The organism is Acidicapsa acidisoli (genome assembly GCF_025685625.1).
GTDB lineage: Bacteria > Acidobacteriota > Terriglobia > Terriglobales > Acidobacteriaceae > Acidicapsa > Acidicapsa acidisoli.
Map to the genome: position 1 here is coordinate 17,019 of NZ_JAGSYI010000006.1, position 19,911 is coordinate 36,929.

The 19,911-nt window shown below is 55.1% G+C and carries 17 protein-coding genes; 10 read left to right on the forward strand and 7 right to left on the reverse strand.

Annotated features, from left to right (window positions below):
• Positions 1-626: 626 nt before the first annotated feature.
• From OHL23_RS26530 to OHL23_RS26540, 3 genes are all read left to right on the forward strand, one after another.
• Positions 627-1,928, forward strand: a complete 1,302-nt coding sequence (locus OHL23_RS26530) for an efflux RND transporter periplasmic adaptor subunit (protein WP_263355073.1) — start codon at positions 627-629, stop codon at positions 1,926-1,928.
• Positions 1,925-5,242, forward strand: coding sequence for an efflux RND transporter permease subunit (locus tag OHL23_RS26535; protein ID WP_263355074.1), 3,318 nt, complete (start codon positions 1,925-1,927; stop codon positions 5,240-5,242). Before OHL23_RS26530 ends, OHL23_RS26535 begins: the two co-directional genes overlap by 4 nt.
• A gap of 78 nt (positions 5,243-5,320) precedes the next feature.
• Positions 5,321-6,250, forward strand: a complete 930-nt coding sequence (locus OHL23_RS26540) for a hypothetical protein (protein ID WP_263355075.1) — start codon at positions 5,321-5,323, stop codon at positions 6,248-6,250.
• A 31-nt stretch (positions 6,251-6,281) separates the two neighbouring features.
• Here the strand turns inward: OHL23_RS26540 and OHL23_RS26545 are convergent, their stop codons facing one another.
• Together OHL23_RS26545 and OHL23_RS26550 are read right to left on the reverse strand one after the other, a co-directional pair.
• On the reverse strand, positions 6,282-8,060 hold the full coding sequence (locus tag OHL23_RS26545) for a hypothetical protein (RefSeq protein ID WP_263355076.1): 1,779 nt from the start codon (positions 8,058-8,060) through the stop codon (positions 6,282-6,284).
• A gap of 183 nt (positions 8,061-8,243) precedes the next feature.
• Entirely contained in the window at positions 8,244-10,871 is a 2,628-nt protein-coding gene (locus OHL23_RS26550) for a choice-of-anchor D domain-containing protein (protein ID WP_263355077.1), read from the reverse strand.
• A gap of 379 nt (positions 10,872-11,250) precedes the next feature.
• On the opposite strand from OHL23_RS26550, the gene OHL23_RS26555 reads away from it, so the two are divergent.
• Positions 11,251-11,484 carry a hypothetical protein gene (locus OHL23_RS26555; RefSeq protein ID WP_263355078.1) on the forward strand — a complete coding sequence of 78 codons (234 nt, stop codon included), beginning with the start codon at positions 11,251-11,253 and terminating at the stop codon, positions 11,482-11,484.
• Here OHL23_RS26555 and OHL23_RS26560 read toward each other — a convergent pair.
• The 4 genes from OHL23_RS26560 to OHL23_RS26575 are packed head-to-tail and all read right to left on the reverse strand — an operon-like array spanning position 11,475 to position 15,570.
• Positions 11,475-12,173: a response regulator transcription factor gene (locus OHL23_RS26560; protein ID WP_263355079.1), complete on the reverse strand. Its 699-nt coding sequence runs from the start codon at positions 12,171-12,173 to the stop codon at positions 11,475-11,477. The genes OHL23_RS26555 and OHL23_RS26560 overlap by 10 nt on opposite strands.
• Positions 12,170-13,651 (reverse strand): sensor histidine kinase, encoded by a 1,482-nt coding sequence (locus OHL23_RS26565; RefSeq protein WP_263355080.1) that lies wholly within the window; start codon positions 13,649-13,651, stop codon positions 12,170-12,172. The genes OHL23_RS26560 and OHL23_RS26565 overlap by 4 nt, the downstream gene beginning before the upstream one ends.
• A gap of 1 nt (position 13,652) precedes the next feature.
• The gene (locus OHL23_RS26570) at positions 13,653-14,195 is read right to left on the reverse strand and encodes a type 2 periplasmic-binding domain-containing protein (RefSeq protein WP_263355081.1); all 543 of its coding nucleotides are present in this window, start codon (positions 14,193-14,195) and stop codon (positions 13,653-13,655) included.
• A gap of 16 nt (positions 14,196-14,211) precedes the next feature.
• Positions 14,212-15,570: a hypothetical protein gene (locus tag OHL23_RS26575; protein WP_263355082.1), complete on the reverse strand. Its 1,359-nt coding sequence runs from the start codon at positions 15,568-15,570 to the stop codon at positions 14,212-14,214.
• Between the two features lie 506 nt (positions 15,571-16,076).
• Here OHL23_RS26575 and OHL23_RS26580 point away from each other — a divergent pair.
• Positions 16,077-16,265, forward strand: a complete 189-nt coding sequence (locus OHL23_RS26580) for a hypothetical protein (RefSeq protein WP_263355083.1) — start codon at positions 16,077-16,079, stop codon at positions 16,263-16,265.
• A gap of 125 nt (positions 16,266-16,390) precedes the next feature.
• Here OHL23_RS26580 and OHL23_RS26585 read toward each other — a convergent pair whose 3' ends face one another.
• Positions 16,391-16,546 (reverse strand): pirin-like C-terminal cupin domain-containing protein, encoded by a 156-nt coding sequence (locus OHL23_RS26585; protein ID WP_263355084.1) that lies wholly within the window; start codon positions 16,544-16,546, stop codon positions 16,391-16,393.
• A gap of 6 nt (positions 16,547-16,552) precedes the next feature.
• Between OHL23_RS26585 and OHL23_RS26590 the strand changes: the two genes are divergently transcribed.
• From OHL23_RS26590 to OHL23_RS26605, 5 genes are all read left to right on the forward strand, one after another.
• A complete protein-coding gene (locus OHL23_RS26590; RefSeq protein ID WP_263355085.1) occupies positions 16,553-16,951 on the forward strand; it encodes an alpha/beta fold hydrolase in 399 nt (132 codons plus the stop codon).
• A gap of 63 nt (positions 16,952-17,014) precedes the next feature.
• Positions 17,015-17,626, forward strand: coding sequence for a protoglobin domain-containing protein (locus OHL23_RS26595; RefSeq protein WP_263355086.1), 612 nt, complete (start codon positions 17,015-17,017; stop codon positions 17,624-17,626).
• Between the two features lie 161 nt (positions 17,627-17,787).
• Positions 17,788-17,916, forward strand: coding sequence for an SDR family NAD(P)-dependent oxidoreductase (locus OHL23_RS29090; protein ID WP_396127429.1), 129 nt, complete (start codon positions 17,788-17,790; stop codon positions 17,914-17,916).
• Between the two features lie 9 nt (positions 17,917-17,925).
• On the forward strand, positions 17,926-18,507 hold the full coding sequence (locus OHL23_RS26600) for an SDR family NAD(P)-dependent oxidoreductase (RefSeq protein WP_396127434.1): 582 nt from the start codon (positions 17,926-17,928) through the stop codon (positions 18,505-18,507).
• Positions 18,508-19,290: 783 nt separating this feature from the next.
• On the forward strand, positions 19,291-19,818 hold the full coding sequence (locus OHL23_RS26605; RefSeq protein WP_263355087.1) for a beta-class carbonic anhydrase: 528 nt from the start codon (positions 19,291-19,293) through the stop codon (positions 19,816-19,818).
• Positions 19,819-19,911: the final 93 nt, after the last annotated feature.

Sequence of the window (19,911 nt, forward strand, 5' to 3'; positions counted from 1 at the left end):
CTTGCACGCCCCCGCCCTGAACCAAAAGAACCTGGTCATCAGTCTCGTCTCCAGGCACGGCGAGCGCTGATGCCCGATCAATAGGCGGCGCAGAGGGTCCGGTTAAACCTCAGATCGGGAAGGAATAACAATTGGGATACTGACACAAGAGTTACCGCTCTCGAAACCATGCCCGGTAACTCTGTGGCTACCGGGTCAGATTCTCGAAAGCCGTGGTCGATCTGCGGTTAGGGGGTACCGGATGATCCGACCGAAGGCTAGCATTCGTTTCATTCGATGTCAAAAGTATTCTCTCTGAAGATCAATACATGCTTGAATGCCGTTCTGATCCCTCAGAGGAAAAGGCTTAGACTTCAGACATCAGACTCACAAAATCAATGTTAAGACGATTACCAGCGCCATCCGCCGCGCACTTTGCGCTAGATCAAAGACAGCCCCAGAATCCTTCAAGATGATCGGTTGCACTTGTGCTAAGTGAGGGTTGGCTCTTGACCGGGCCTAAAACAGGGTCAGCGGATTGTCCTGTATTCGCCGCGCAGGTCCCATCTGGCCACCCCTGAAGCGACGTGAATCACTCGAAGAGATCGCTGCCCGGCGTTCAATTCGCAAGTGAGGTGAAGGGTCTTGTGAAAAGTCCGGTTCTCATTGCTCTGTTGCTCGCGGCCATCGCCGTGGGATTCTTCGCTGGACGCTTCCGCTCTCCTTCCAGAACAGCGTCCGCCCGTGAGATCCTCTATTACGTTGACCCGATGCACCCGTCGTACCGCTCGTCCAAACCAGGTGTCGCTCCGGACTGCGGCATGGACCTTGTACCGGTTTACTCCGACGCCTCACACGCTTCTACTGCATTCGAAGTTCGAGACGCCAGGCAATCGATTCACATCAATGGGGTGACCCAGGGGCTTTACGGAATTCAGGTAACGAAGGTGCAAAGGACCCAGGGTGTACGAACGATACGAGGTTTTGGGAAGGTCGTCGCAGACGAGACGCGGGTGTTTCGAATCAATCTTGGCACCGACGGCTATGTCAAGACCACGACGTCAGATGCGGTTGGAACTCACATTACGCAGAACCAGCGCCTCGCGGTCGTCTATTCGCCGGAGTTTCTTTCTGTCTCTGGCGGCTACCTCTCCGCCAATGAACGGTCGCCCACTGCATCGGGTAAGGACGCCAACGCGTCGGCCCAAAACTCCGCAAGTGCACAGGCGCGCGCAGATCGCTTACGCAATCTTGGAATGAGCGATACGCAAATTGAAGAGATCGGCATTTCGCGGAAGATTCCTGAGGACGTGTACGTTGTTTCCCCAGTGGATGGTTTTATTCTCTCCCGGAACATCTCTCCTGGCCTGCGCTTTGAAAGAAACACAGATCTCTACACGATTGCTGATCTACGTCATGTCTGGGTCGTTGCCGAGATATTTGGCGTCGATGCAGATGCGTTTCATGCTGGAGCGAGTATTCGTGTCACGCTGGCAGACACGAACGAGGAGTTCAAGGCTCGCGTCTCAAGCGTTCTCCCTGAGGTGGATCCCGTATCGCATAGTCTGAAGGTAAGGTTCGAGGCCGACAATCCAAATTTCAAACTGCGACCAGAGATGCTAGTCAGCGTCGAACTGGTCACAGCGGCACCCACAGGGCTAAGCGTCCCGGCCGCCGCCATCCTCGACTCCGGCGTATCGAAGCGAGTCTTTGTTGAGGCGCCGGCGGGGTATTTCACTCCCCGCGAAGTTCAGACCGGCCTTCGCTTCGATGATCGCATTGAGATCGTGAAGGGCCTGAATGAAGGCGAATTGATTGCATCGGAGGGCACGTTCCTGATTGACTCGGAAAGCAGGCTGGAAGCGGCCACGACTTCGGATAAGACCGGCCCATCCAGTAAACCCAGCGAGATGGCGCTTGGGACGCCTCACGTAGAGACCCATCCATGATCGAACGCCTGATCGACCTCTCAGTACGTCATAAGTATGTCGTCTTCCTTGCAACTGCAATTGCGTGTTTCGCTGGGTATTGGTCCATGACCAAAATGCGCCTCGACGCGATCCCAGACCTCGGTCCAACCCAGGTGATTATCTACTCGCGCTGGGAACGAAGCCCCGAGATGATCGAGAGTCAAGTGACATACCCCATCGTTACCACGATGCTCGGCACCCCGCACGTGAAGACGGTCCGTGGGATCACGGACTTTGGGTATTCGTTCGTTTACGTAATCTTCGACAATGACACGGACCTCTATTGGGCACGCTCTCGAACACTTGAATATCTGTCTTCCATCCGCACTAACCTGCCCGACGGAGTCGTCACAGAAATAGGCTCGGACGCCAGTAGTCTCGGCTGGGTCTTTCAATACGCGCTCGTCGATACGACGAAGCATCATAGCCTTACGGAATTGCGCTCGTACCAGGACTGGTATCTCCGCTACCACCTTCAGTCGGTTCCAGGAGTCGCGGAGGTGGCATCGATTGGTGGATTCGCCCGTCAGTATCAGGTCAACGTTGATCCGAACCGCCTGGAAGCCTATGGACTTCCCTTGTCGCGCGTGGTGAATGCAGTCCGCGAAGGAAATACCGAATCTTCAGGAAGAGTGCTCGAGTTGGGCGGCACAGAATACATGATCCGTGGCCGCGGATACGCAAAGTCACTGGATGATTTTGCGAATATCGTTGTGGCCACGCCCAGCGATGGAGTGCCAGTGCGCGTCAAGGACCTTGGCAACGTCAGTTTTGGCCCCGACATGCGTCGCGGCATTTCTGACTTGAACGGGCAAGGCGATGTCGTCTCCGGCATAGTGATCATGCGGAACGGAGAGAACGCTCTGCAAGTGATCGATGGCGTCAAGGCCAGACTGGCCGAGGTTGCGGCTAGTACGCCACCAGGCGTCAAGGTAGTCCCCGTCTATGATCGATCCAAGTTGATCCACGAAACGGTCGACAACGCTACCTACACGATCATCCAGATTATCGTCACGGTTGTGCTTATCATCCTTATCTTCTTGTGGCACTTTCCGAGCGCCGTCATTCCCATCGTCACAATGCCGGTAGCCATCCTCGTTTCGTTCATCCCGCTCAGGATGATGGGCATCAGCATCAATGTCATGTCCCTTGCCGGGATAGCGATTGCATTCGGCGAACTCATTGATGCATCCATCGTGGTTGTCGAGCAGACCCATAAGAGGCTTGAACAGTGGGAGCGAGCGGGGGCGCCTGGCCGACAGGCTGATATCGTGCTTTCGGCCGTCAAGGAAGTGGCCGGCCCTACCTTCTTCGCTCTGCTGGTGATTGCAGTATCATTCCTTCCCGTGCTGTTGCTGGAGGCAGAGGAAGGCAAGATGTTCAAACCTCTTGCGTATGCCAAGACAATGGCCATGGTCGCGGCCGCTATCCTGGCTGTAACTCTCGACCCGGCGTTACGGCTCTTCTTGACCAATATTAGGCGTCGGCAGGGAGGCCCTTCCTGGTTCCGCGGATTTACGAATTCATTTCTCGTGGGCCGCATCTGGCCGGAAGAGCGCAATCCGATTAGTACTTTCCTCATAATGATCTATGACCCGGCGGTTCGCTGGACACTCCGCTGGAAATGGTTTGTCTTCGGTGCTGCTCTCCTCCTTGTGCTAGCTACGATTCCCGCGTATCTGTCCCTCGGCTCCGAGTTCATTCCACCCATGGATGAAGGCACTCTCCTATATATGCCGACAGGAGCTCCCGGCATCTCAATAACCCAGGCGGAACGCGTGTTGCAAGCCACGGATAAGATCCTGGCAAGCTTCCCTGAGGTGGAACAGGTGCTTGGTAAATCAGGACGAGTAGAAACCTCCACGGACCCCGCGCCTCTCTCTATGCTTGAAACTCTGATCATTCTCAAGCCACGCAGTCAGTGGCGTCGCATCGATAACTGGTATTCTTCGTGGGCGCCTGAGGGGATCAGGCCCTTTTTGCGTCACTTCACGCCAGACACAATCTCGTCGGAAGAACTATTGCGTGAGATGGATGCAGCCTTGAAAGTGCCCGGCATGAGCAACGCATGGACCATGCCCATCAAGGGGCGTATCGACATGCTGACAAGTGGGATTCGAACCCCTGTCGGATTAAAAATCACCGGCCCCAGTCTCGCGACGATCGAAACAATCGGCGCCCAGGTAGAGTCGGTTCTACCATCCGTGCCAGGAACACGTGGAGTTTTTGCAGAGAGCACCAATCAAGGTCATTTCGTGGACGTGAACTGGAAGCGAGACGAACTCTCTCGATATGGGATCAGTCTAGAGCAGGCACAGCAGTTCATCACCAATGCGATTGGCGGAGATCGTGTTACGACTGTGGTCAACGGACCGGAACGCTATCCCGTCAGTGTCCGATACATGCGGGACTATCGCGACTCTCTGGACGCTATAGGCAAGATCCTCGTGATGGGCGACAGCAAGCATCCGGTTCCGATACAAGAGTTGGCGACCATCCGGTTTGCTACTGGACCTGCCATGATCCGGGACGAGAACGGTCTTCTAACTGGTTACGTCTACATCGATCTGGATGGCCGTGATCCTGGCAGTTACATCGCGGAAGCTAACGGGATACTGCACCAGAAGGTCAATATTCCGCCCACTTATAACCTCTCCTGGAGTGGTCAATTTGATGCCATGCAGCGTGTCTCTAAAAGACTGAAGCTAGCCGTCCCGTTGACAATTGGCGTCATACTTTTACTGATATATCTCAGCACGCGATCGATGATCAAGACCGCAATCGTCATGCTGGCGGTTCCATTCTCTGCAATCGGGGCGATATGGTTTTTATCTCTTCTTCATTACAACCTGAGTATCGCGGTATGGGTGGGGATTATCGGGCTTTTGAGCATTGACGCGGAGACAGGGGTGTTTATGCTCCTGTATCTTGATCTCGCTTATGACGACGCAAAGCGACTTGGCCGGCTCAACTCGGTTGAAGAACTGCATACTGCCATCAGAAATGGCGCAGCCAGGCGTCTGCGGCCCAAGTTCATGACCTTTGCGACCACTTGTATAGGGCTCCTCCCAATCCTGTGGTCGATCGGTCCCGGCTCCGATGTGATGAAGCGGATTGCTGCGCCAATGGTGGGTGGCATCTTCACATCGTTTGTTCTCGAACTGATCGTTTACCCTGCGATTTACGAAGTGTGGAAGAACAAACTCCTTCCGAAGAAGCCGCTGGATTTCGCCGGTAACTCCCCTGATAATCGACAGAGTCCAGAGCTGGTGCTTTCAGGTGGAGGCGACTAGCAGCATCTTGTTTATTTCTTCAAGCGCTGAACGATAGTCAGAATAGTTGAGGTGCAAATGTCTTGCAGGAGATTTTTTTTGCTGCTCTCTTCGACTGGCGCCTTCGCACTTGCTCTCGGATCCGCATATGCGCAGACCCAGACCTCGACTCCGCCAACCGATCCCGCCGGAGATACGGTCGTCAAGCCGTCATCTGCGACCACGCAACGGCTGCCGGCAGAGATGCCGGCGACGCCGCCTAAGGTGACCTGCACCGGCGGCCAGCTCACCATCGTTGCCGATAACTCAACCATGTCCAGCGTCTTCGCTGCTATCCACGGATGTATAGGAGCCGCGATCGATCTGCCGCCGGGAGCATCTTCAACTCGCATGTTTGCCGACCTCGGCCCCGGACCGGTCAATCAAGTCTTGCAGTCGCTGCTGAGTTCAACCGATCTGGACTACGTCATCCAGCTCTCAAGCTCTGATTCAAGCAAGATTCAAGCTGTTCTCTTAACTGCCCGAGTAGACGATAAAGATTCCATGGGTACTCCTGCGCTTGCGTCAACACCGGCACGCAGAGCGTGGCTCGAGACTCGGCGCAATGCAAGGCACAACCAGGAAGAAAGTGACGGTTCCTCGTCAACCGATTCGCAGATTAGTGCAACCGATACATCCGACCCCACGCCAGTTGCCACGCCTATCCAGGACGCTCCGGTGGTCGCTGGGGATGCCAAGCCAGAAGCGGCGGCAAGCGCCCCTGTGGCTCAGCCTGGTGCGCCATTACCGGCAGGAGCGGCCGGTGATACGCCTGGCAACAACGTTACTCCCGCCAACAATGCGAATACTTCGCCTGCCGATCCAAATGCGACGCCGGCGGCAGATTCGAACGCTGCGGTTCCGCCCGATCCGAGCACGGTCTCTCCGGCTGACAAGGAGACGCAAGACAAGATCACGAATATGGAACAGCTGTTTGAGAAGCGAAAGCAGATGATCGAAACGCAGTCCTCAACACCGAAACTGCAGTAAAGCGGGGCTCCAGCTTTGTGTGAGTAAGGTGCTATAACGTTGGGGAATGCAAGGCAGGCGGCGCCTGCGCGGGAACAGCCGGCCGGCCATCAGGCGTTTGCGGAGCCACAACCGGCTTGGGTGTGGTGCTGACTGCGTCTCCTGGGCGATAGGTCACAGAGTTCGCCGTGCCGACATCTACCATTTTCACGTTGTCCTCGGTAATCTCATTCGACCGAATGATGTGGGGAGTGATCGCAAAGATGATTTCATTCTGCTGCCTCTCTTTGTTTTCCTGACCGAAGAGGTACTTTAACAGTGGAATTTTTGTAAGCCACGGGTAGCCACTGAGAGACTTGCTCTCAGTATCCTCGAGAATACCTCCGATAAGGTTGACCTCGCCATCCGCCAGGCGTGCCTGATGCTCAATACGCCGTTGGCCGATGGTTGGCTCGGTGACGCCATCAATCGTCTCTTCTCCGGTTACAGAAGAAATCTCCAGCGCCATCTTGAGGGTGACGTCGTTGTTTCCGTGCACGTATGGAGTGATATCGATATTGACGCCGACATCGATGTATTGAAACTGCGTATTTACGCCGTTACTTACGCCGCTCTGGTACGATCCAGTGGCAATCGGAATGCGATCGCCTATCTTCAGTGTAGCCTTTTCACTGTCCATCGCTCTTATCTGCGGCTTTTGGATAACCTTGGTGTTGCTGTCGGACATGAGAAACGAAAGCGACGCTCCGGGGATCGATATCTGCACATTATTGGCAGTAATAGCGGCGAGAGAATTCAGCGTGAAGCCCGAGCCGCTGGAGGTTCCGGTTCCGGTCGTCGAGTTTGTGCCGCCCGGCACAAGAGTAGCCGAAACGCTGGTCGGTGGGTTTATGCCGATGGTACGGATTTTGTCGCGGCTGACTTCAAGGACTGCGACCTCAATCATCACTTCAGCTTTGGGCTTGTCGATGTCTGTGAGCAGTTTTTGTGCAAGCACCATTTGATCTGGCGTACCGCGAATCGTCAGCGACCTCTGGTCAGGCGTTGTCTGGATACGTGAAATATCGAGAATGCTCTTGAGCGTAGCGGCAGCCTGCTGCAAATCAGCCGGTGTTGCGGCGTTCTGCAGATAAAACGTCATCATGACGTTCTGTTCAAACTCTTTGCGCTTGCCTCCATTATCGGGCGAGACCATGATGGTATTCGGCGACATTGGCTGCCAAAACGTCTTCGATTGCATGGCAATCATTCCCAATGCCTCGCCGACACTCACGTCCTTCAATTCGAAGTTGACTTTTTGCGGCTTGTAATCGGGATCAATCAAGACGTTGAGACCCGCGATTTTGCCAATCGTCTTGTAGATTACATCCGCAGTGGAGATCAGATGCATGGAGATTGGCGTGGCAGGATTGTAGTTCAGGACGATCGGTCCGCCCGCGTTGGCCGCGGCTTTCTGAATCGCGGACGCTTCTGCTTTTTGCCGAGGAGGCTGTTCACTTTCGACCGTTTGCTTCTGAATTTGGTCGGCAGTTCGACGCAAATCCTGCTGTGCCGCGTAGTTGCTGCCGTCGATTTGAACCGCAAGCCGAAACTCCGCGAGCGCTTCCTGCAACTTGCTGAAGTCCCGGAATTCCTCCCCTGCTTCAACATGCTTCGCCGCGGCAATCGCGCGAACCCTGAGGTACGCGGCCATGTATTTAGGATCGGACGGCTTCTTTTCATGCGCCTGTTTATACGCTTCAAAGGCCGCATCGAGATTCCTTTTTGCCTCGGCGCGAACGCCCTTCCTGTAGCTGGACTCGGGGCTCTCGGCCAGAAGAGGATGAGCCAATACTCCAAGCAGCACCACGCACAACAACAATCGAATACGGAACATGGTATGCAGAATGATTCACCGTCGAAGTTCAAGCGGACTATAGATCAACGATGAGAAATTTGATTTGCGCCAGCGCAAAGAAGGCGGCGACGACTTTTCCTTCTGGCAGTTGCGACTCCTTTCAAGCGGCCAAAGTGCTCAATTGCCGTTGACTACAGATTGCCCCGTAATCGTGGCCACAATCTTAGCGCCACTCCCTTCAATGACCGTGAACGTCCCGCTGAAGGAGAGAGCAACGCTGCTCGGCACAAATTGGATGGTGACGCTGCAGCTCCCCAACCCGGCGAGTATCGCAGGGCAGGTATTGTGCGTCAGCGTCAACCCGCCCGTAGCGGTAAGTGCGCTCGATTGAATCGCGGTAGGCAGACCAGAGGTGTTCGTGACTGTGACTGTCTGCGAAACATCCTCTCCAACGGCGACCGGACCAAAGTTGACTGCAGATGGGGTGAACTTCAGCACAGCCCCTTTACCTGCAGAGCTTCCGGTTCCGGACAGAGTGATTGAAAGAGTGGGCTGCCCAGCGATAGGCAGGGTGAGCGCTCCGGCAATCGCGCCTGTAACCTGAGGTGCGAAGGACACGCTGAACGCGCAGCTTGCTCCTTTGGCCAGCGTCGCTCCACAGGTGCTTGTAACCTTGAATTCGGTCGGGAAGGTGGGCTTGCCAAGGGTCAACGCGGCCGTGGACACGTTCGTGAGAGTAATGACCTGCTTAACGCTCGTGGTTCCAATTTCCTGATCGGGAAATTGCAGACTCTCCGGCGACAGGCCAACGGACGGCGGCCCTCCAATTCCGGTCCCAGATAGACTTATCACCTGATGCGCACCTGTAGAAACCGCGTCATCGGAGATCGTCAACAGGCCGGCATCGGCGCCCACTGTTGTGGGCTTGAAGCTCACATTGATTGTGCACCCACCCCCCGCCGTCAGGGTTTTTCCGCAGTTGTTGGTCTCTGCGAACTGGCCGCTTACTGCAATCGAGGTGATGGTGAGCGGCCCCGATCCTGTATTCGACAGGGTTACTTCGGATGCTCCGCTGCTACTTCCGAGCTGCTGTGAGATGAAAAGCAGCGATGCCGGCAGAACAACCGCCGTGGGCGTTGTTCCAACTCCGCTCAGAGCGACGTCCAATGAGGGATGTACACCACTCGAAGTCAGCACCAGTTCGCTCGGCCGCGGGCCGGTGGCTTTTGGATCAAACTGGACAGCGACGGGGCACGAGGCGCCTCCCGCCAAACTGGCGGGGCAATTCTTGGCCAGTGGGAAATCTGCACTTGCCGAAATGGAATCGATTGTCAACGCAGTGGCACCCAGGTTGGCGAGACCCAGCACGTATGGGGCGCTCGGTTCGCCGACGTTGCGGTTTCCGAAATTAAGCGCAGACGCAGAAAATAGTGGCGCTGCAGGCGGCGGAGTTGTTGAAGGCCGGGCATACACAGGTCCCGACCGCGGAACCGCGCCGCCTAGTGCAGAACCGAAGTAGCCGGTTGCCGCCGCATCGTTGATCTGTGCCAGCCCCGGAGTGAACTCTCCCGCAACGTAGATGGTTCCGGCCCTGTCCAGGCTGATCGAAGTGATGGGATTACTCCACGTACTTATGGTTGAACCAGCACGCGAAGGAAAGGACGTTTCAATCAGAGAAGGACTGGTTCCACCGAGCGCAATGTAGACATTGCCTCCAGGACCGACGGCGACGGCCTTGGGAGTAGTCAGCAGGTAGGCGGTGGTTCCGCTCAATACCTCGGAAAGACTGGCCCAGTTTGTACCCTTGAGATCGCTGAACCGAACAACGCGATTATTCCCTGCATCGGCTACATAAATCATCCCCTGAGCGTCGAGGGCAATGTCGATTGGATTTATGAATTGATTCTTGCCGCTGCCGGCGCTGCCGAACGACGTCCAATTTGTTCCCAGCATGTCGTCAAAGCGGACGATGCGGTTATTACCGGAGTCCGCCACCCAGATCTTGCCTGCAGCGTCGACAGCCAATCCTGACGGAGCGTTGAAATGATCTGCTCCGATCCCATAGCCGCCAATCTCGACCCAGTTCTTGCCGGTGAGATCATCTATCCGTACAACCCTGTCTACCACGGAATCGAGGATATATATGCGTCCACTGGGATCCTCGGCAATCCCGGAGATGGCCGTAAACTGGCCGGTGGCCCGCCCCATGCTTCCATAGGCCGTTAGATTCGCCCCCGTAATGTTGTCGCTTGCCACGACGCGCCCCTTGGTGTTGTCTCCGACCAAAAGAGGGCTGTAGGCAGAGTTCCAACCAAAGCTGCCGCTGGTGACCGGAGCACCGGCCAGACCAACAATCGAGCCTGATTGCACCAACTGCTCTACAGAGCCGTAGGATCTCTGCGTTACACCGTTTGCCGTCACGATTCCGCTGAACTCTCCGGCAAACCTGTAGGACTCGGTGAGACGGCTGCCTCGGCCTCCACCGGTTGCAGTCAATTCCATCGAGCCCGAAACGAACTGCCCCGTAAAGGAAAGAGATTTGTCTTGGGTAACGATCGATATGGCCCCACCCTGGCAGGTCCAGTTCACTTGATAAGTACCCGCTCCATACGTCGTAATTGGACAAGAAAACGCAAGGACTGCTCCGCTTGATGAGAGAGGAGCACCCTTGACCGCAATAGTCTGGCCCACCGCGGTTCCAGCGACGAAAGTTCCTCCCGAGAGCGTATAGGTACGATTGTCCGCGCGAAGAACCAGTGGAAGAAAGACGAGAATAGTGGCGACGGCGGGCAGGACAGGCGTCATTTTACGCATCCGGATTCCCTCACGAGAGCAAAGTCTGTTCCAGGCTTCGATAAATCGAATCGCCGGGACTGTAAATCGAGAAAGGCAATCAAGGAGCGAAGGCCGGCGGTCGTGCCCTAAGTTCTTCAGTGCCACGCTAAGCAGTTGCTCTGGACCTTATACAAGGTCTTCGCCGGGCGGAGTTTGATCAAGAGCAAAGAAGGGCTCATTTGCATGCGAAAGCTGCCCTCTTCTCGTCTTTACATCTTTTTACAGCGCAGTTCTTTGCGAAGGTGGTCTTATATGACGCAGGGTAAGGGCTCCATGCACGGTCAGGAATTTCAACTGACACCTTCCTCGGTGATGGTCGGCGCCCTGAGTAATCGCAATGGGAGGTAAATTGAAAATTTCCGAACTTAGCAATGTGCATACAATGGCGGAGGAGTCTGCTCTCATCGCGGATATACATCCGCTGACTGCGAAGGAAGCGCTGGCGGAGTTGATCGAGTTGCTCGAAGACTACGCGCCAAGCTGGTACACGGAAGAACATCATAAGCGAGCCTTGGCAGCGTTGCAGGGCGCAAGCAAACCGTCTTATGTTGCGCGGGTTGGAGTCCGCTCAGTTCACGCTTGAAATCGGTAACCGGCTCCGGGAACTGTAAGAATAAGCTCGGGTTTTTTGGGAAACGGCTCCAGCTTCTGACGCAGGCTGGCGACATGGACATCGACGGTTCGAGTCAATGTTCCGGACTTGTGACCCCACACTTCCCGTAGCAGTTCTTCCCGAGACAGGGTTACTCTGGGATGTTTCGCGAAGTAATGCAACAGACGAAATTCACGATCTGTTAGATCGACAGATTTGCCGTCTTGAGTGACCTTGGTACTCTGAATATCTATTACTATCTGGCCGAATCGATAGATATTTTGCCCTCTTCTGGGCTCAATCTCATTTCTGAATGGAGCTCGACGTAAGAGGACCTCAATACGAGCCATCAGTTCAGACGTATCGAAGGGCTTGGTGACATAATCATCCGCGCCTATCTTCAATCCCGCTATCTTGTCGATTGTCTGGCTGCGCGCTGTCAAAAGCAAAATCGGAGTCGATAATCCGCGTTGGCGGAGTTCGGCGCACACATCCAGTCCGCTGCGGAGCGGTAGCATGATATCCAGGATAATGAGATGAAAGGGCAGTCGAGTTGCCTTTTCGAGGCCGGCCTGGCCATCGCCGGCAAATTCCACTGAGTATCCTTCGCTCCGCAGGCGGTCCCCGAGCGTGAGGCATAATTCTTCTTCATCTTCGACGATCAGAATGCTCTCGTTCATGACGGTGACGACGTTTGCTGGCCTCCGGCAGGAGCCAAATGCAGTTCCGCCCCTTTCGCAATTTGAAGGTGCAACGTAAACGTTGTTCCCACATTCGCGGTGCTTACCACGGTGATCCTGCCTCCCATCGCTTCCGCGATCCGTTGCGCCAACGAGAGTCCCAAGCCTGTTCCGTGAATCTGGCGGGCTGTAACCCTGGGACTGCGATAAAACGGTTCAAAAATGCGCCCGATTTCCGACGCTTCGATACCGATTCCACGATCGGCGACGGCAATGCATATCTCCCGGCTTGCAGTGTACCCCGAAGGCGCAAGAAAGGCTTCTATAGATATCCATCGTTCGTCGCCACCATACTTCAATGCGTTGCCGATGAGATTGTGAAGGCACTGAGAGATTCCTCCGAAGTCGCCCATCACGAGTGGCAGATCCGGTTCGATCTTGCGATCCAGGATGAAGTTCCTGTCTCGAATCAGCCCCTCCGAATTGGAAATAACTGAGTCGATTACCTGGGCAACTTGAATTGGCTGCAGCACGTATCGCTGACTCCGGTCCTCGGTGGAGGCGAAGAGCAATATCTCGTCAATCAGTGCGCCCATGCGGCGACTCTGATTCTGGAGCACGCCCCCGTATTTCCTGAGAGACGCCTTATCATGTACCAGCCCATCGGCGATATTGTCTGCCGCCGAACTGAGCACGGCCAGCGGCGTTCGCAACTCATGGGATACAGAGGCGACAAACTCCATCTGTAGTTTTGCAAGTTGGATCGCGCTCATCGTCTTGCTTTTCTGGATGGCCCAAGCCGCTGCACAGGAGGTCAGAAATGCGATGCTAAATACCGCAATCAGCCTTACCGTCGAGCGGCGTGAGGATGCTACCAGATTAGCCCGGCGCGCCGCTGCTTCTTCATCGTAAAGTTGTTTGAATTCCTTAAGATCGCTATGAACTCGTTCAAACGCCTGCACCCCTCCCACAAGATCAAGGCTGACCGCCTCCTTTGTGCTACCTTCGAGAATCGAGGCAAGTACTTCATCGCGAATGTTGAGATACTGGGTCCAATCACGGGTCAAGCGGTCGCCGATTGCTATCTCAACAGGCTGTTTCGCTTGTAGCTGATATTCTGCAATCCCCTCTTTCACGCGCTGGTCTGCATTGCGGGACTGGTCCGCATATTCAATCTGGAGATTACTGTCGCTGGTCGTCAAAGCATACAAAGTAGCACGCCGCGTCTCTTGAGTGTCGTACTGTAATTCGCCGATCCGCTGGAGCCCGTGAACCGAGCCGGTATACATATCCTGGGCCTCACGGTTTGCTGCCTGCAGGTCACGAATCACAAAGATGCCAACCGTGCCAACAACACAGGATATAAGTAGCAACAGGAGCGAAGCGCTGTGACGCGAGACGAAACTGACCAGTCTCGCCACAAACAGATACACAAATCCGGATGGGCGCTTGGTATCGAGTTTGAGGTCGTCGCTCATTTCAATTGCCAGCCTCAGCTCTTATACGGAGCCTGTAGCCTCTATCTTCGGGGAGTAGTTTGTCAACGCGCACAACTTTTATAGTTGCGTCGACGTCGCTCATCCGCAGGTAGCCTATCGCTCCCGGCACATTGAAGACAAATTTTCGGACACCGGAGGGTGCTGCAAGGATCTTGGGAGACACCAAGATATCGCCTGTAAACAGGCCGCCAAGTAAGTGCGTCTTGAACTGCGCTTCGTTCATAGTACAGACTTCACGAAGGATTGTCCGTCGTTCCGGTTCTCCCGGTTCGCGCATGACAACCGTGATTCGCCGCCCGTTTGACCAGTGACTGCGTTCTCCCAAGAACACTCGGCGCAGTTCAACAAACGAGAGCTCGTCAATCGGATTCGATTTGTTCACTACGATCGCCAGCGATTCGGACGGAGTACTACGATCGTCTGAAGACGTCTCGGAATCCTTTGGCCCCAGCGTCATGCCTCCCTCGGGCCGCGATAGCACAGCCAGAAGCAACAGGGCGACGATTGAGGTTCTGGGCTTCATTCTCAGAGGAGTCTCGTTAAAAGGTGAAGCCAAGTTGGAGAGTCAGGCCTTTGACTGCCGGTTGGTCGCGCAGCATGGTGTAGTCATATTGGAACTTCAATGCGACTGACTCGCTGGCGTCGTAACGGATGCCCAGAGACGGACCTTGCCGCAATCCGACGTCTGGGTACACCGGCTCCTTGCGGGGAACGTTCACATATTGGTAGCGAACATAGGGGCGGAAAGAGCCGAACTGTCTCGATGTCTGCGTGTAAAAGCCGACTGTGTTAAAGACTTCGGGTCCCGAAACAAGTGCGTGGCGATCCAGCAACACCTCATTCAACCATTCATACCTGGGTCGAATCAGCACGGCATGTGCTGCGAGGATGGTCTCATGGATGGCGCTTTGGTTGGCGGGAACCAGAAGATCGCGATAAACGGAGAAGCCGGTCTGGAGTCCCCGCACCGCGTCTGGCCGCGCGAACATCGCAAGATTGACGGCCTTATGGTTTGCATCGGAGACTTCATTCTGCACCGGTTCGTCCACAAGTGGATAGCGGGATTCCCGCCCGTTGCCTATCTCGGCGATATAGTGCAATCCCAGGGAACCTGAAGGAATCAGACCTGAAACGGTCGCGCCAACAGTGTGAATTGGCAGAATCCCTCCGCTATCTTCGAAGGCGAAGAGGAACGGCCTATCGGTAGTCGTCTGCAGCCATGTGCTGTGATGATAGGCGGTGTTGTAATATCCGATCGCAGTATGGCCCCTACCGGCCGAGATATTCAGGTAGTCGTTCTGGGAGTAGCGCACCAGGTAACGTTCCAAATCCACACTAAAGCTGTTCCTCTGAGACTGAATTACGCCAAGGTAGTTGTCTGGGCCGCCCTCGAAGACTATCTCGCTGAGAAACTTGAATTTATCCGAGATATCGGATGTTACGAAGAGATCTAGCTCTCCCAAAGAAAAAGATGTTGTATCTCCCTTCTGGGTGTCGCCATGAAGGTCGACGTCCCCAAACCCACGAATACGCAAGAGGGTCTTGCTCATATCCATGCGCTCAGCCATGGCGCTTTCGCCTTGCATCGGCTCCTGCTCTGCGGGAGTGTGCGCTACGGGCGGTGCGATTGGGGGTGCGACCGGCAGAGCGGGTTTTGACGACTCAGCCGTGGCAACGGCTGGCTCTGTTGGGCGAACTAGGTCTGGCGGCCCGCTGTGAGGCAGAGCAGTCCGGTCAGGTAGCGGCGCGATTCCAACGTTTCCGCCCTGTTGTCTCTCTGCTTCGAGTTGCTGAACTCTTGCCTCCAGCTGATCGATACGCTTCAGCAAAATTTCAAGGGTAACGGGATCGCTGGCGGCCTGGCCACTGGCCTGTTGCCCGCAAAGAGATGGACTCATCAACGTAGCCAGGAGCCCAATTGCCAGGAATTGCCTCGGCGGACACCTCAGATTCATCAAAAACGAATACATTGCATCCCTTTCCTGGCCGAAGAACGGAGCAAAAAGCTGCCCTTTCGAACCCGGCCTTAGGTTCTAATCGCCGATCGAGACGAAACACACTGCAAGCTGAATGTCGTTGAATAACGTTTTACCCACTCTACAACCGCAAGGCGTAGATGTCCCCAAAAGTTGCCATGAGCGACGCGGGTTGAAATTCTCGCACGCCGAACTCCGCCGATCAACATAGATCCGACGGCGCTCAATTGTGTGTATTCCGAGGACCGCGGATCGGGACGCGGAACATGCGTCGGATGCAACGGGAACCATCGTGTCGGGACGGAATGAAAATGCGAAAGGAATTTGAAAAATCCCTTTCGCATCTTGGGTAATCCAGCGCGCTGGGAGTTCGAAAGACCCTTATCTATCGCGAGTTCGGGGGCAACGAGGGGCTTTTCCTGGCGGCGGTGCAGTATCTCTGCGCGGAGGTGCAGCAGCCAATCCAAACGCTGGACGTGTCGGAGTTGCCGTTCGGGGCTGGGCTGCTGCAGCAGTCACAGGTGCTGAAGCGAATGTTGCAGACCGATCGGCACTTGGCGCTGCAGCGACTGATGTTCGCGAAGGTGTCGCGGTTTCAGAAGGCCGGGGAGATCTGATTCGCGGGAGGGCCGAAGGCGACGCACAGATTCTTCAGACGCCTTGTTGCGCAGGCGATGCAGGCGGGGCTGCTATGAATTTTGCCCACATGGGCAAAGCCCCCATCCAATCTAATGAGCACTTCCTACCGGATGAATGTTCGGTTCTGCAGCCCCATTATCGCCTGCCGTAGCTCCATCTGCGTGTTCATCACGATCGGTCCATGCCACGCCAGCGGCTCCTCGATCAGCTTGCCCGAGACCAGAAGGAAGCGAATCTCTAACGGCCCGGCCCGCGCCACGGTATCTTGAAACGCAGATCGGAAGCTTGGGTCCAACTTGGGTCCAATTGCTGCCGAAAACCATGTATTTGGGACTGCTCAGACGCAACACCAGCCCCAAAGAATCAACAACTTAGTACATCGGTTGTTATTTCGGGACCAGGGGGTAGGAGGTTCGAATCATTTCTCCCCGACCGTCTAAAGCCTGCCGCCTTCCACGAGTACTTCCGAAAGTTTACTCCCCCACTGCTGGTAATCTGGGGCAAGCACGATCCATATTTTGTCCCGGCCGGCGCGGAGGCATTCCGCCGGGACATTCCAGGCGTTACGGTTCAGTTTCTCGACACAGGGCATTTCGCTCTTGAGACGCATGTGGAAGAGGTCGCTGCCGCAATGAGAGATTTCCTTGGGAAGACTCTCGGCTGAATCTCCGTCGCGTCCGCATAATTGCAGTTGACTTTCGTTCAAGTTTGGGAGGAGATCGCTTCCGTGATTCACGCCACCAAAGAAATCCCAGGGTATGCCTACGGCAGCAAAGACATTCAACTCTCGCCGGTCTCGATGCAGGAACTGGAAGAGCTAAAGGTCACGGTAGGGTGGACGGATGATGATCCCATCTATCTGCGTCTCGCGGGAGAAGTGCTCGAAGACCAGACAAAGCAAATCGTCGACCACTGGCGCAACGGCATCATCGCGAGTATTCCCGATCTTGCGCGCCACTCTCAGACGCCCGAAGGCGATCGTATTCCCGCATATGTTGCCAACAGCGGCGAGCGTTTTGAGCAGTGGATATTGGACACTTGCCGGCGGCCTTATGACCAGGACTGGCTCAACTATCAGCTGGAAATTGCCCGCAGACATACTTCGGCAAGTAAGAACAAGGTTGACGGAGTGCGTTCGACCCCCTATGTTCCTTTGCGCGACATCCTGGCCTTCATCGTGGTCATCAACGAAACCATCAAACCGTATCTTGCTGCCAAGGGACATTCCGCTGAAGATGTTGCTAAGATGCACCTCGCCTGGTGTAAGTCTCTGCAGCTTCAAACTGCGCTTTGGACAAAGCTCTATATGGACACGGCCCACACGCCAAGTGAGTGGTGATCGATCCTCTGCGACCCCACGAGATGGAGGTCGAGTAACGAGGAGTGTGACCGTCTCTTTGTTTTCGATCCTCGGGTGAGCCGTAAGGAAGGAAACAAGATGCATGACGCGCACCTATCCCGTTATTCTTAGACACAACAGATTTGTGACTCGGAGGCAGCTTGAATATCAACTTTGTCGGACGCACGGTTGTAGTCGCTGGCGGTACAGGTGGCCTGGGAAAATCAGTAACTCAGGCCTTTCTCGAAGAGGGCGCGAAAGTGGTAGTCACTTATCGCAGAGAAGAATAGTTCGTCGCTCTGAAGCTTGCTGCCGATTCGCATTCGTCTTCACTTGAAGGCCGGCAAGTCGATGTCACCGACGAAGCGGAGACAGCACACTTCATCGATGAAGTGCTCTCGCTCCACGGCGCTCTCGATGTGCTCGTGAACACGGTGGGGGGATACACCGGCGGCATGAAGCTATGGGAGATAACGACAAAGACCCTTGAACAGATGCTGGCTCTAAATCTCCGTTCAGGGTTCACTCTTGCGCGCGCTGCCATGCCCGCGATGTTGAAGGCGGGTCGCGGCTCCATCATAAACATCGCGTCAAAGGCAGCGATCGATCATGGAGCGGGCGCCGCCGCGTATTCCGCCTCAAAAGCCGCTGCCGTGGCTCTCATGGACTCGCTCGCCGCGGACGCCATGGGTTCAGGAGTGCGAGTGAACTCGATTCTCCCAAGCATAATCGACACTCCGGCAAATCGGGCAGCCATGCCGCAAGCGGACTTCGCGACCTGGCCCAAGCCCGAGGACATTGCCCAGGTCATTTTGTTCCTGTCCAGCGAACACGCAAAGACAATTCACGGCGCGGCCGTGCCGGTCTATGGCAATGCTTGATTTGCCGGCCGGTTATGCTCAGCCTACGGGTCAGCGTGAACGCAGCTTCTACGATCTCCCGTTCCGGGCCCTGCGTGTGCTCATCCAGTGCGCCGGCGAAATAGCGACGCGCGAAGAGACTACACGAAAGCTAAGGCCGAACGGTACGATTGTCGATTTTGACCACAGCATCAATTAGGCACTAGTTCCCTGTCAGGTTTGGGCACGGAATGGAGCTATCGTGTACGGTAGATTCACTCTGCGCTAAGAGAAGAGTCAGTAGGCACAGAGGTGTCCGTTCGCAGCAATAGGCCTGCCATACGCTTCTCGTGTCCAGTGTCTCTCTTGCTCCCTGGCACAATTCAAGCCAAGTACGGCACTGGACAGTCTCTATGGCCGTCGATATTCCAGACCGCCGATGCCTATACGAAGGTATTGGCCGATACTATCGTCCAATTGATCCAAGCTGGCATCTCTGGCTTAATCACGCTATCGGCGCTGCGGCCACGGTGAATCTCCATGAAAGTCGAGCCGGACCCTGTAGCGCCCCATGCAGGAGAAAGAACACGTGCGTGACATTTGTTGACAACGCAGGCATCGCTTGCTGCGGAGCCTACAGGTGCGCGGACTGAGACTCCTCACATGCTCCGGTTTCAATGCACAACTCTTGAGTTCATCCTCTCTGGAGCTTTGACAACAGACTGCGGAGCCCGTACGAGAGGGTTCGATCCGCATAGACAACATCCAACCACGCGTAGTCGCAAACCGAATCCCGGACTTGCAACGCGATTCAGGAGAATCCAAATGAGCTTGATCGATCACGCGATTGCGGCCAACCGCAAGAATGCACAGCACCATGATCCTTCGCTGGCAAACAAGCCTGCTCCTAAGATTGCAATCCTCACGTGTATGGACCCTCGCGTGAACCAACTGCTCGAATGGCTAGACATCAAACCCGCTGACGCGGATGTGATTCGGAACGTCGGAACGGCAGCAACGGAAGATGTTGTGCGGTCTCTCATGTTTTCAATTCACGTTCTCGGCGTGCGGGAAATCATGATCGTCGGGCACACTGGCTGCGGAATGGAAATCTTTTCGGAAGAAGCGTTTGAGAACCACATTCACACACTAACCGGCGTGTACGCAGTATCTCCCGATAAATTCCATTGCTATTCCGACGTGAATCTGGTTACGCAAAAGCAGGTACTAAAACTCAGGTCGCACCCGTGGATTCCCTCGGACATTGTGATTCGTGGATTTGTTTTTGATTTGTCGACAGGCGAACTGAGAGAAGTAACGCCGAAGGACGCAAATAATCTAGTGGCTGTCTGAACATTCGCCACATGCGACGTGACACGCACCGCAGAGATCATCGCGTCTCTGCGGCTGTGTGATCGCCATATTACCAGGGATCGTCAAGCAAAA

Coding starts and splice junctions, on each gene's coding strand:
- OHL23_RS26535 (WP_263355074.1), top strand. CDS start 1,925: ATGATCGAACGCCTGATCGACCTCTCAGTACGTCATAAGTATGTCGTC.
- OHL23_RS26550 (WP_263355077.1), bottom strand. CDS start 10,871: ATGACGCCTGTCCTGCCCGCCGTCGCCACTATTCTCGTCTTTCTTCCA.
- OHL23_RS26560 (WP_263355079.1), bottom strand. CDS start 12,173: ATGAACGAGAGCATTCTGATCGTCGAAGATGAAGAAGAATTATGCCTC.
- OHL23_RS26565 (WP_263355080.1), bottom strand. CDS start 13,651: ATGAGCGACGACCTCAAACTCGATACCAAGCGCCCATCCGGATTTGTG.
- OHL23_RS26570 (WP_263355081.1), bottom strand. CDS start 14,195: ATGAAGCCCAGAACCTCAATCGTCGCCCTGTTGCTTCTGGCTGTGCTA.
- OHL23_RS26575 (WP_263355082.1), bottom strand. CDS start 15,570: ATGAGTCCATCTCTTTGCGGGCAACAGGCCAGTGGCCAGGCCGCCAGC.
- OHL23_RS26605 (WP_263355087.1), top strand. CDS start 19,291: ATGAGCTTGATCGATCACGCGATTGCGGCCAACCGCAAGAATGCACAG.